At 66.5% G+C, this 12,609-nt stretch carries 11 protein-coding genes; 4 read left to right on the top strand and 7 right to left on the bottom strand.

Annotated elements, in window-relative coordinates; genetic code table 11:
- Positions 1–98: 98 nt before the first annotated feature.
- The 7 genes from NF699_19080 to NF699_19050 all read right to left on the bottom strand — a co-directional run bounded on the left by NF699_19080 (position 99) and on the right by NF699_19050 (position 9,257).
- Positions 99–749 (bottom strand): CoA transferase subunit B, encoded by a 651-nt coding sequence (locus NF699_19080; GenBank protein ID USU05105.1) that lies wholly within the window; start codon positions 747–749, stop codon positions 99–101.
- Complete coding sequence (locus NF699_19075; GenBank protein ID USU05104.1) at positions 749–1,072, bottom strand: DUF5076 domain-containing protein; 324 nt, start codon at positions 1,070–1,072, stop codon at positions 749–751. Before NF699_19075 ends, NF699_19080 begins: the two co-directional genes overlap by 1 nt.
- The gene (locus NF699_19070; GenBank protein ID USU05103.1) at positions 1,069–2,004 is read right to left on the bottom strand and encodes an acid phosphatase; all 936 of its coding nucleotides are present in this window, start codon (positions 2,002–2,004) and stop codon (positions 1,069–1,071) included. The genes NF699_19075 and NF699_19070 overlap by 4 nt, the downstream gene beginning before the upstream one ends.
- Positions 2,004–2,711 (bottom strand): CoA transferase subunit A, encoded by a 708-nt coding sequence (locus NF699_19065; protein USU05102.1) that lies wholly within the window; start codon positions 2,709–2,711, stop codon positions 2,004–2,006. Before NF699_19065 ends, NF699_19070 begins: the two co-directional genes overlap by 1 nt.
- Positions 2,712–2,915: 204 nt before the next feature.
- Positions 2,916–5,573 carry a pyruvate, phosphate dikinase gene (gene ppdK, locus NF699_19060; protein ID USU05101.1) on the bottom strand — a complete coding sequence of 886 codons (2,658 nt, stop codon included), beginning with the start codon at positions 5,571–5,573 and terminating at the stop codon, positions 2,916–2,918.
- Positions 5,574–5,674: 101 nt separating this feature from the next.
- A complete protein-coding gene (gene glyS, locus NF699_19055) occupies positions 5,675–8,158 on the bottom strand; it encodes a glycine--tRNA ligase subunit beta (GenBank protein ID USU05100.1) in 2,484 nt (827 codons plus the stop codon).
- A 229-nt stretch (positions 8,159–8,387) separates the two neighbouring features.
- Positions 8,388–9,257: a glycine--tRNA ligase subunit alpha gene (locus NF699_19050; GenBank protein USU05099.1), complete on the bottom strand. Its 870-nt coding sequence runs from the start codon at positions 9,255–9,257 to the stop codon at positions 8,388–8,390.
- A 94-nt stretch (positions 9,258–9,351) separates the two neighbouring features.
- Between NF699_19050 and NF699_19045 the strand changes: the two genes are divergently transcribed.
- The 4 genes from NF699_19045 (at position 9,352) to NF699_19030 (ending at position 12,580) form a co-directional block, all read left to right on the top strand.
- Positions 9,352–10,260 (top strand): TraB/GumN family protein, encoded by a 909-nt coding sequence (locus NF699_19045; protein USU05098.1) that lies wholly within the window; start codon positions 9,352–9,354, stop codon positions 10,258–10,260.
- A gap of 224 nt (positions 10,261–10,484) precedes the next feature.
- On the top strand, positions 10,485–11,180 hold the full coding sequence (locus NF699_19040; GenBank protein ID USU05097.1) for a 50S ribosomal protein L25/general stress protein Ctc: 696 nt from the start codon (positions 10,485–10,487) through the stop codon (positions 11,178–11,180).
- Positions 11,181–11,411: 231 nt separating this feature from the next.
- A complete protein-coding gene (gene pth / locus NF699_19035; protein ID USU05096.1) occupies positions 11,412–11,981 on the top strand; it encodes an aminoacyl-tRNA hydrolase in 570 nt (189 codons plus the stop codon).
- Positions 11,978–12,580, top strand: a complete 603-nt coding sequence (locus NF699_19030; GenBank protein ID USU05095.1) for a TIGR02466 family protein — start codon at positions 11,978–11,980, stop codon at positions 12,578–12,580. The genes pth and NF699_19030 overlap by 4 nt, the downstream gene beginning before the upstream one ends.
- Positions 12,581–12,609: the final 29 nt, after the last annotated feature.

Raw genomic sequence — 12,609 nt, 5'->3', positions numbered from 1 at the left:
GCGGCTGGAGGTAGCGCTAGAGGCTCCAGCTTTTCGTTTCCGGCCCGGTGGACCCCGGAACAAGTCCCGGGTGACGCAGGGGTATCGGGAGCTTGGTTCTAAACCTCGTAAGCCGCCGTGGTCTTCGCCGCGACTTCGTCCGCGGTCACGCCGGGGGCGAGTTCGACCAGCTTGAACGCGGAGGCATGATCCGGCCGGCGGAAGACCGCGAGATCGGTGACGATCATGTCGACGACGTTCTTGCCGGTCAGCGGCAGGGTGCAGGACGGGATGAACTTTGGGCTACCGTCCTTGGCATTGTGATCCATGACGACGATGATCTGCTTGACCCCGGCGACGAGGTCCATTGCGCCACCCATGCCCTTGATCATCTTGCCGGGGATCATCCAGTTCGCGATGTCGCCGCCCTCGCTGACCTCCATCGCGCCCAGCACCGTGAGATCGATGTGGCCGCCGCGGATCATCGCGAAACTCTGCTCACTGCCGAAATAGGCGCTCTGCGGCAGTTGGCTGATTGTCTGCTTGCCAGCGTTGATCAGGTCGGGGTCGACCTCATCCTCATACGGGAATGGGCCGATGCCGAGCATGCCGTTTTCAGACTGGAGCGTCACCGTCATACCCGCCGGGATGTTGTTCGCCACCAGCGTCGGGATGCCGATCCCAAGGTTGACGTAATAACCGTCGCGCAACTCCTGCGCGGCGCGCGCCGCCATCTGGTTGCGATCCCAGCCCTTTGCCTGAGTAGCCATCAGTTCAATCCTCCGGGATGGTTGGCGATCCGCGCCACGGCGTCGGGATCGAGTTCGGGACGCGCGCCGTCGAGGCCGCGCCAGATCAGCGCCGCCGCCTCGTACTCCGACAGGCCGAGCAGTTGTGCATGCGCCTTGGCGGCGTGGCCGATGACGTCGGCCATCAGCACGCCGAAGGTCTCTGCATCGGACAGCACGCCGGCGTCGATGACGACGGTCGATCCGGCGCGATCGGTGATCCAGATGCGTGCGACCTCCGCCGACCGATCGGTCAGGTTGGGCATCGCTGACAGCGGGATGGCACGCAGCTTCGGGAGCTTCATCGTGCGTCGCTCCAGCGTTTGTCGACGGGGAAGACGTCGTCGAAGCTGCCCTTCAGCGCCGATCCGTAGACCGGGTTCGGCAGCACGAACCAGCCGTTACCCCACATCGCCGCGACCGTGCCGCTGTCGGCGACACGGCGGCGTTCGGCCGGGGACGGGATCGTGTTGAACAGGTCGCTGAAGTCGCCGAGCTGGTCGCCGCCCATCGCGACGACGCAATATCGGGCGGCGATGGTGGTGCGGCGCGCGTCCTTGCCGCTCGGCCCGTCGCGCAGGAACAGGTCGGTGCCGGGGGTGAAATCGCCCAGCCCCGCCGCCTTCAACCCGGCGACCGTACCGGCGGCGGTGGCGCTGGCGCGATTGCTGTTGACGATGACCGTGATGCCGGCCGCCCGCAATGCGCCGAACGCCTCGACCGCACCCGGCACCGGCGCGACCGCCTTCGCCCCGGTCCGCTCCCAGCGTTCCCATTGCGCCGGGTCGAACGGGGCCGACGGACTGCGCGCTGCCAGCGCCTCGACGCCGAGGTTGAGCACGACCGTCTCGTCCGCGTCGAACACGGCGGCGCGGGGCTTGCCGGCGCACGCTTCCCATTGCGGGGCGGCGAGCGTCGCGCCCGCCTTCAAGACGACGCTGTCGCCGGTCGCGCGGCGGTAGCTGGCGTAATTCACCAAGGCGCGGAACGCCTGCCGGCTGAGCGCAGCCGCCTCTGCCGAGCCATAGAGATACTGGAACTGCGGCGGCACCGGCGTTGCGTCGGCCGCGCTGCCGCCCGGTGCGGGCAGTGCCTTCAATCCGGTGATCCGCACCACCTTGCCGTCGGCGGTATAGGTCTGCCCCGGCGCAGGCAGCGTCGCGACGCGGTCGCGCGCCTTAGGGCCACAGCCGGCGAGCAACGCGACGCCGGCCAGCAACAGGACCGCACGCCGCATCACGCCGCCTGCCGCTCCCGCACGGTGCGGAACTCGATCTTCTTGTCGTACGGCACGCCGACGATCATCCGCTTCACATAGATGCCGGGCAGGTGGATCGCGTCGGGATCAAGGCTGCCGACCGGTACGACCTCTTCGACCTCGGCGATGCAGATGCGGCCGGCGGTCGCCATCGGCTGGTTGAAGTTGCGCGCGGTCTTGCGGAAGATGAGGTTGCCGCTCTCGTCCGCCTTCCACCCCTTGATGATGCTGATGTCCGAGCGGATGCCGCGTTCGAGGATATAGTCCTCGCCATCGAAGGTCTTCACCTCCTTACCCTCGGCCACCAAAGTGCCGACGCCGGTCTTGGTGTAGAAGCCGGGGATGCCTGCGCCGCCAGCGCGGCAGCGTTCGGCAAGCGTGCCTTGCGGGCAGAACTCCACTTCCAGTTCGCCGCTCAGATACTGGCGCTCGAACTCCTTGTTCTCGCCGACGTAGCTGGAGATCATCTTCCTGACCTGCCGCGTGCGCAGGAGCTTGCCGAGCCCCTCGCCGTCGATGCCGGCATTGTTGCTGGCGATGGTCAGGTCTTTGACGCCAGAGGCCTGGATCGCGTCGATCAGCCGTTCGGGGATGCCGCACAGGCCGAACCCGCCGGCGCAGATCGTCATGCCGTCGTGCAGCAGGCCGTCGAGGGCGGCGGCTGCGTCGGGGTAGAGCTTCTTCATCGGCGATCACTCTCCTGTCGTTGCGGGTGGCGATAGCGGGGCTGTCGGCGGGTGGTCAATCGCACCCTTGCTCCCCTCCCTGCGAGGGAGGGGTTGGGGGTGGGTGGCGTGCTCGCAATACGGTCACCACGAGGCGCGCGGAGGCCGTATCGTCAGGCCTCTACCCACCCCCGGCCCCTCCCTGCGGGGAGGGGAGAAGCGCGCTTACTTCAGCGCCGCCTGTGCCGCCGCCAGTCGTGCGATCGGTACGCGGTAGGGGCTAGCCGAGACGTAATCGAGGCCGACCTTTTCGCAGAAGGCGATGCTGGCGGGATCGCCGCCGTGTTCGCCGCAGATGCCGAGCTTGATGTCCGGCCGGGTCGCGCGCCCGCGGTCCGCGGCCATCTGCACGAGTTCGCCGACGCCCTCGATATCCAGGCTGACGAACGGGTCCTTGGCGTAGATGCCCTGTTCGACATAGGCCCCCAGGAAGCGCGCAGCGTCGTCGCGGCTGACGCCCAGCGTCGTCTGCGTCAGGTCGTTGGTGCCGAACGAGAAGAACTCGCCGGTTTCCGCGATCTCGCCTGCCTTCAGCGCGGCGCGGGGCAATTCGATCATCGTTCCAACGAGATATTCGATCGTCTTGCCACGCTCCGCGAACACCGCCTGCGCCGCCTTGTCGACGACGACCTTCATCAGGTCGAGCTCGCGCTTGGTCGCGACCAGCGGGATCATCACCTCCGGAATCGGGGCAGCGCCGGACTTCTCCGCCACGTCGATCGCCGCTTCGAAGATCGCACGCGCCTGCGTCTCGTAGATTTCGGGATATGTCACGCCGAGGCGGCAACCGCGGTGGCCGAGCATGGGGTTGAATTCGTGCAGTTCGGCGGCGCGGCGCTTGAGCACGTCGATGTCGATCCCCGCCGCCGCAGCCACTTCGGCGAACTCATTCTCTTCGTGTGGCAGGAATTCATGCAGCGGCGGGTCGAGCAGCCGCACCGTCACCGGCAGGCCGGCCATCACCTCGAAGATCGCGGTGAAGTCGCTGCGCTGCGCCGGCAGCAGCCGTTCCAGCGCGGTGCGGCGACCGGCTTCGTCGGTGGCGAGGATCATCTGGCGGACCGCGGTGATGCGGTCGGCGTCGAAGAACATATGCTCGGTCCGGCACAGGCCGACGCCCTCCGCACCGAAATCGCGCGCGGTCTGGCAATCAAGCGGGGTTTCGGCGTTGGCGCGCACCTTCAGGCGGCGGACGCCATCGGCCCATTCCATCAGCGTGCCGAAATCGCCCGCCAGTTCGGGCTGGACGGTCGCGACCTCGCCGAACATCACCTCGCCGCTCGCGCCGTCGATGGTGATCGTGTCGCCTTCGCGGATTTCACGTCCGCCGACCTTCATCACCTTGTCCTTGGCGGAGATCGACAGCGATCCGGCACCCGAGACGCAGGGGCGGCCCATGCCGCGCGCGACGACGGCGGCGTGGCTGGTCATGCCGCCGCGCGCGGTCAGGATGCCCTGCGCCGCGTGCATGCCGTGGATGTCCTCAGGCGAGGTTTCGGTGCGGACGAGGATGACCTTGTCGCCCGCAGCCTTGCGCTTTTCTGCGGTATCGGCGTCAAACACGACGGTGCCGGATGCCGCACCCGGCGAGGCTGGCAAGCCCTTAGCGATCACGTCGCGCGGTGCGTTGGGGTCGAGCGTCGGGTGGAGCAGTTGGTCGAGGGCCATCGGGTCGACGCGCAGGATCGCCTCTTCGCGGGTGATCAGGCCTTCGCTCGCCATGTCGACCGCGATCTTGAGCGCGGCCTTGGCGGTGCGCTTGCCCGAGCGGGTCTGGAGCATCCAGAGCTTGGTCTGTTCGACCGTGAACTCGATGTCCTGCATGTCGCGGTAATGCGTTTCGAGCTGGTCGAAGACGGCGGCAAGCTCGGCGTAGACCTCCGGCATCGCCTCTTCCATCGACGCGGGCTTGGCGCCGGCCTCCTCGCGGGCGACCTTGGTCAGATATTGCGGGGTGCGGATACCGGCGACGACGTCTTCGCCCTGTGCGTTAATCAGGAATTCGCCGTAATAGGCGCGGTCGCCCTTGGCGGGGTCGCGGGTGAAGGCGACGCCGGTGGCCGAGGTTTCGCCCATGTTGCCGAAGACCATCGCCTGGACGTTGACCGCGGTGCCCCAGTCGGCGGGGATGTCGTTGAGGCGGCGATAGACCTTGGCCCGCTCCGACTGCCACGAGCCGAACACTGCGCCGACCGCACCCCAGAGCTGATCGTGGACATCCTGCGGGAAGGGCTTGCCCCATTCCGCTTCGACCAATCCCTTATATTCGGCGACCAAGGTCTTCAGATCCTTGGCGGTCAGCTCGGTGTCGAGGGTGAAGCCATTGTCCTCCTTTGCGATCTCCAGCGCTTCCTCGAACGCGCCGTGGTCGAGTTCGAGCACCACGTCGGCGTACATCTGGATGAAGCGGCGATAGCTGTCCCAGGCGAAACGTTCGTCGCCCGACTTGGTGGCCAGTCCCTCGACCGTCGCGTCGTTGAGGCCGAGGTTGAGGACGGTGTCCATCATCCCGGGCATCGACACGCGCGCGCCGGAGCGGACCGACACCAGCAACGGGTTTGCGGGATCGCCGAAGGTTTTGCCCGTAATCCCTTCGATATGCTCGATTCCCGCCGCCACCTCGTCACGCAGCGACTGCGGGAATTGCTCGCCTTCCTCGTAATAGCGCGTGCACATCGCGGTGCTGATCGTGAAGCCGGGGGGGACCGGCAGGCCGATCGAGGCCATTTCGGCAAGGTTCGATCCCTTGCCGCCGAGCAGATTCTTGTCGCCCTTCCCGCCGTCCGAAACGCCGCCACCGAAACGGTACACGTATTGGGTCATCGCTGGTCCTTGAGCTACGTTGGATGCCTGTCCCGGGGAGGAAGGAAGCAAACCCGACGTTCGGAAGTTGCCGAAGTTTACGGTACGTGGGGGTTCGTTACCTACCCCTCGATTTTCGAAAAGTCGGCGACGGCATGCACCGCGGTGCGGACGCGGGCGAGCAGCGCCAGCCGCGCGGCACGCTTCGCCGGGTCGGTATCGTTGACGGTCACGCTGTCAAAGAACGCATCGATCGGCGCGCGCAGCGAGGCGAGCGCCGCCATCGCGCCTTCGAAATCTTCCCGCGCCACTGCGGATGCGGCGGCGGGTTCGGCCGAATCGAGGGCGGCGATGAGCGCAGCTTCGGCGGTTTCGGGCATGTAGGACAGCAAATTCCCTCTCCCGGCGGGAGAGGGAGGGAGCGCCGTAGGCGCGGAAGGGTGAGGTTCGTCGGTCGTCTCGCCCCTGCCCTCACCCCGCGGCGCTGGCGCGCCTTGCCCCGCATCGGGTAAACCGTCCCCCGGACGGTTTAGGTCAGGCTGGGAGCCTGACCGGCCCGATGCGCCCGATGGGAGAGGGGTGGAATAGCCTTCCTTTTTCAGGATGTTGGCGGCGCGCTTGTAGCCGGCGAGGAGGTTGGTGCCGTCTTCGGTGGTGACGAACGCTTGCAGCGCGCGGACGCGGGCGAGCAGGCGGACGAGATCGTCCTCGCCGCCAATCGCGAACACCGCGTCGATCAGGTCGTGACGGACGCCGGCTTCGCGTTGCTGGACCTTGAGGCGGTCGGCGAAGAAGTCGAGCACCTCAGTCGCTGTTAGCTTCGCCTTTAAAATAAACCGCGAGGCGTCATCATTGGCGATCCTAGTCGCTCCAGCGACCAGCGGATCAAGAACGTCGTTCCATTTCAGTGCCGTCTTCAACGCGCCTATTGCATCAAGTACCGGCAAGACCCGAACGATCGGGGCGACTTGGCGGCTGAATGATACGGTTGCCGCAGCAAGCTCGACCACCGGCATCATCGGCACACGCAGCTCATTTTCGACAACCAACCGAATAACACCTAACGCAGCACGACGTAGCGCAAACGGGTCCTTAGACCCGGTTGGTCGGTCGCCGATGCTGAAAAACGCAGAGATCGTATCCAGCTTATCCGCCAGCGATACCGCCACCGTCACCGGCGCAGTGGGGACTTCGTCGCCCTGCCCGACCGGCTTGTAGTGGTCGCGGATCGCTTCGGCGACTTCTTGCGGCTCGCCCTGGGCGGCGGCGTAATAGCCGCCCATCAGGCCCTGTAGCTCGGGGAATTCGCCGACCATGCCGGTGACGAGGTCCGCCTTGGCGAGGCGCGCGGCGCGTTCGGCCATGTCGGCGAGCGTGGCAAGCCCCTCCTCTTCAGAGGAGGGGTTGGGGTGGAGGACGCGGAAGTCGGTCTCGGTGAGACGTCCCCCACCCCCGACCCCTCCCCTGAAGGGGAGGGGCTTTGCCCCGACGATGCCTTCTTCGACCAGCCAGCGAGCGAGTTTGGCGACGCGGTCGACCTTGTCGGCGACGGTGCCGAGTTTCTCGTGGAAGACGATCTGTTCCAGCTTGGGGCGCAGGTCTTCGAGGCGGGTCTTGAGGTCGGTTTCGTAGAAGAAGCGGGCGTCGCTCAACCGCGCGGCGAGGACCTTGCGGTTGCCGTCGACGATCTTCGCGCCGCCGTCGGTCGCCTCGACATTCGCGGTGCAGACGAAGGCGTTGGCGAGCGCGCCACTTGCATCGCGGCAGACGAAATACTTCTGGTTCACGCGGGCGGTGAGCTGGATCACCTCTGGCGGGACGGTGAGATACTCCGCGTCGAAGCCGCCGAGCAGCGGCACCGGCCATTCGGTCAGGCCGGCGTTTTCGGCGACGAGACCCTCGTCCTCGACCAGCACCAGACCGGCTTCGGCGGCAAGCGCGCTGGCGCGCTCGCGGATCAGGGTGCGGCGTTCGTCCTGGTCGACGATGACGTGACAGGCGCGCAGCTTTTCGATGTAATCCGCCGCCGAGCCGATCGTGATCTGGCCGGGGTGGTGGAAGCGATGGCCGAAGGTCGCGACGCCGGAGCGGATGCCGGCGATCTCGATGTCGACGAGGTCGTCGCCGAACAGCGTGACGATGCCGTGCAGCGGGCGGACCCAGCGCAGGCTTTCGGTCGAGGTGGAGGCCGCCCCCCAGCGCATCGATTTCGGCCAGGGAAAGGCGCGGATGATCGCCGGGATCGCCTCGGCCAGCACCTGCGTGGTGGCGCGGCCAGGCTTTTCGGTGACCGCGTAGAGGACGCCGTCGCGCTCGGTCAGCTGTTCGCGGGTGAGGCCGGTCTTGCGGAGGAAGCCTTCTAACGCTTGCGGGGGAGCGCTGGCCTTGGGGCCTTTGGTCTCTTCCGACACGGCCTGGGTTTCGACCGGCAGCTCGCGGGCGATCAGCACCAGCCGGCGCGGGGTGGCATAGGTGACGAGTGCGGCGGCCTTCAGCCCGGCCTTGGCGAGCTCGGCGGCGAACAGGCGGGCGAGATCGTCACGCGCCTTGTCCTGCATGCGCGCGGGGATTTCTTCGGAGCGGAGTTCGAGGAGGAAGTCGGTCATCGTGTTGCGCCGGCGAAGAAGGAAGAATTGTGTTCACGCGGAGACGCGGAGACGCGGAGAAGAAGAGGAGAGATATTGGAGCGAGCGTGTGGCTGGCCACAGGCTTTGCGCCGCAGGCGCTTCAGACGATTGGAAGAAAGAATGGGATACAGGTGATCCACCTCCCTCTTCTTCTCCGCGTCTCCGCGTCTCCGCGTGAAAACACCTTCTTGCGTCCGGCACAGAAGCATCACGCCGTCCACCCGTTCTTCTCCATCCACGCGCCGCAGGCACCCTTGGCGAGATCGCGGACGCGGCCGATGTAGGCTTGCCGCTCGGCGACGGAGATGACGCCGCGGGCTTGCAGCAGGTTGAAGGTGTGGCTGGCCTTGATCGCCTGTTCGTAGGCGGGGATCGGGAGGCCGGCGGCGAGGCTGTTCTCGCATTCCGCCGCGGCCTTCTTGAAGGCGTCGAACAGCGTTGCGGTGTCGGCGACCTCGAAATTCCACTTCGACATCTGGCGTTCGTTCTCGAGGAACACGTCGCCGTAGCTGACGCCGCTGTCGTTGAAGGCCAGATCGTAGACGTTGTCGACGTCCTGAATGTACATCGCCAGCCGCTCCAACCCGTAGGTGAGTTCGCCCGCGACCGGCTTCATGTCGAAACCGCCCATCTGCTGGAAGTAGGTGAATTGCGTCACCTCCATGCCGTCGCACCAGACCTCCCAGCCGAGGCCCCAGGCGCCCAGCGTCGGCGATTCCCAATCGTCCTCGACGAAGCGGATATCGTGGCGGGTCATGTCGACACCGATCGCCGCCAGCGACCCCAGATAGAGCTCCTGCAAATCGGCCGGCGAAGGCTTCAGGATCACCTGATACTGGTAATAATGCTGGAGCCGGTTGGGGTTCTCGCCGTAGCGGCCGTCGGTCGGGCGGCGGCAGGGCTGGACGAAGGCGGCGTTCCACGTGTCGGGGCCGAGCGCGCGCAGCGTCGTGGCGGGATGGAAGGTCCCTGCCCCCATCTCCATGTCGTACGGCTGGAGAATCACGCAGCCCCGATCGCTCCAATAGTCGTGGAGCGTCAGGATCATCTTCTGGAAGGAAAGCGGTGTTGCGGCCATGGCCCGGTGGCTTTGGCGGATGAGGCGGCGTCTAGCAAGTGGTGCGGCGCGGCATTAGCTTGGGCGCAGCTTCACTTCAGGACGACGTTCCCGCATGATCCGAACCCTTGGCGCCGCATTGTCGGCGATCGCGCTCACCCTTGCCCTGCCCGCCTGCGCTAAGCAGCCTGCCAAGGCCGCCGCGGCGGCCAACGATGCCGATCCGGCGCTTTGGGTAGTGAGGGACAAGGACACAACGGTGTACCTGTTCGGCACGATCCACGTCCTGAAGCCCGGGCTGACCTGGTTCGACGAGGCGGTGAAGACCGCGTTCGACCGGTCGGACGAGGTCAAGCTGGAGATCGTGATGCCCGATCAGGCGACGATGCAGGGGCTGGTGCAGGCGACCGGCGTCGCCGCGCCCGGCACCCCGCCGCTGACCCGGCGCCTGCCCGAAGCGAAGCGCGCGGCGTTCACCAAGGCGGTGACCGACCTCGGCCTGCCGGCGGATGCGCTCGATCGCTACAAGCCGTGGCTGGCGGCGACGCAGCTGTCGGTCGCGCCCTTGTCGAAGCTCGGCTATTCGAACAGCAACGGGCCGGAAGAGGTGATCGCCGCCGCCGCCAAGCAGGCGCGCAAGCCGGTGACCGGGCTGGAGACGCCGGAGCAGCAACTGGGCTTCTTCGGCAGCCTGTCGGATCAGGCGCAGTTGCAATTCCTGGAAAACACGGTCGAGGAATTGCCGAAGCTCGACAGCACGATGGCGAGCATGGTCGACGATTGGGCGCGGGGCGATCCGGATGCGCTGGCGCGTGAGATGAACGAGGAGCTGAAGAGCTCGCCCGAGGTGGCGAAGGTGCTGCTGACCGACCGCAACGTGCGCTGGGCGTCGTGGATCAAGGGGCGGATGGCGACGCCGGGGACGGTATTCATCGCGGTGGGCGCGGGGCATCTGGCCGGGCCGGATTCGGTGCAGGCACAGCTGGCGAAGCTGGGGGTGAAGGCGGAGCGGGTGAAATACTAACGCTGTAATCGCCCCTGTCCTCACCCTTCGACGGCTTCGCCGTCTTATCCCCTCTCCCGCCGGGAGAGGGGAGAGGTGCGCAGCACCGATGGGGTGAGGGCCGGAGCGAGACGGCGAGTTGCTTTTTCCCCGCCCCTCCGCTAAGCGCCGCCGCTTCCGGTCATGGTCATCCCTGGAGGCGTGGCGCGGAAGCACATACAAGCACGTTTCGGAAGGTTATCTGCATGAGCGACACCATTACGCTCGCAGCCGAGACGCGCGACCGGGTTGGCAAGGGAGCCTCCCGGGCGCTGCGTCGTGACGGCCGCGTCCCCGCCGTGATCTACGGCCAGAACAAGGAACCGACCTCGATCCATCTCGAGGAAAAGGCGCTGATGAAGGCGCTGATGACCGGTCACTTCATGAATTCCGTCATCATGGTCTCCGGCCAGCGCACGCTGCCGAAGGACGTGACGTTCCACCCCGTCACCGATCGCCCGATCCACGTCGATTTCCTGCGCATCGGTGAGCACACCGAAGTGACCGTGGCCGTCCCCGTCGTGTTCACCGACGAAGACGACGCCCCCGGCATCAAGCGCGGCAACGGCGTGCTGAACATCACGCGCCACGAGATCGAGCTGGTCGTCGACGCCGCCGACATCCCCTCCGAGATCACGATCTCGCTGAAGGGCAAGGAAATCGGCGACTCGATCCACATCAGCGACGTCGAGCTGCCGAAGGGCGCGAAGCCCGCGATCGACGACCGCGACTTCGCGATCGCCACGATCGTGCCGCCGACCGTCCCGACCGTCGAGGACGAGGCTCTCGAGGCGGAAGTCGCCGAGGCGCAGGCAGCTGAAGCCGCCGCCGAGGATGAGCCGGTCGTCGAGCCGAACGACGACGACAACGACGACGACAAGATCACCACCCAGAAGAACTGATGGGTGGTGCCGCTACGGCGGCGTCGGACAAGGGGGCAGGGCAGCGGCGACGCTCTCCTGCCCTTTTTCGTTTTCAGAGTGCCCCAAGGTTCGTCATCCCCGCGCAGGCGGGGATCCATACCGGCTGATCTTAATGAGACTCAGCGGTCGCAGTGACTATGGATCCCCGCCTCCGCGGGGATGACAAACGTGTGTTATGGTTGGCTTACGCGCCGTAGAAGGACCAACGCCATGCAGATCTGGGCCGGGCTCGGCAATCCGGGGGCGCAATATGCGCTGCACCGGCATAACGTCGGGTTCATGGCGATCGACCTGATCGCCGACATGCACGGCTTCGGTCCGGTGAAGAAGCAGTTCCAGGGCTGGACGCAGGAGGGGCGGATCGGCACCGAGAAGGTGCTGCTGCTCAAGCCCGCGACGTTCATGAACGAAAGCGGCCGCGCGATCGGTGAGGCGCTGCGCTTTTACAAGCTGGGGCCGGACGCGTTGACGGTGTTCCACGACGAACTCGATCTCGCGCCGTTCAAGGTGAAGGTGAAACGCGGCGGCGGGACGGCTGGGCACAATGGCCTGCGCTCGACCGACCAGCATCTGGGGCCGGAGTTCCGCCGGGTGCGACTGGGCATCGGCCATCCCGGACACAAGGACCGCGTCACCGGCTACGTGCTGGGTAATTACGCCAAGGCAGAACTCGATCCGCTCGCCGACATGCTCGGCGCGATCGGGGCGGAGGCGCCGTGGCTTGCGGCGGGCGACGACGTGCGATTCATGAACGATGTCGCTATGAGGTTGGCCGCATGACGATCCGCACGCTGTTCGCCACCCGCTTCTACGAGGACGACCTCGGCGACGCCGCCCTGCTGGAAGAGCTGGAGGACGCCTGCCTCGACCTCGCGCGCCAGGATCGCGCCGGCGTCGCATGGTCGAAGGCGCATGGCTATCGCGGCTATACGTCCTACGCCTCGCTCAACGACCTGCCGTCGCGCGACCCGCGCTTCGGTGACCTGGTCAAGCTGCTCAACAAGCATGTCGCGCGCTTCGCCGAGGCGTGTGCGTTCGACCTGAACGGCCGCAAGCTCAAGCTCGACAGCCTGTGGGTCAACGTCCTCAAGCCCGGCGGCACGCATTCGGGGCACATCCATCCGCATAGCGCGGTCAGTGGCACGATCTACGTCGCCACCCCGCCCGGTGCCGGTGCGCTGAAGCTGGAGGACCCGCGGCTGCCGATGATGATGGCCGCACCCACCCGCCGCGCGGATGCGGACGAGAGCCACGCGACCTTCGTCTACGCAGAACCGAAGCCCGGCAGCGTCTTCCTGTGGGAAAGCTGGCTGCGGCACGAGGTCGTCCCCAACGCCGCCAAGGGCGAACGGATCAGCATCAGCTTCAACTATCGCTGACCCGCCGCGTTCGCGCCGCAATCGCGCGT

The sequence above is a fragment of the Sphingomonadaceae bacterium OTU29LAMAA1 genome (genome assembly GCA_024072375.1).
GTDB lineage: Bacteria > Pseudomonadota > Alphaproteobacteria > Sphingomonadales > Sphingomonadaceae > Sphingomonas.
This window is presented reverse-complemented; position numbering and strand designations above follow the sequence as displayed.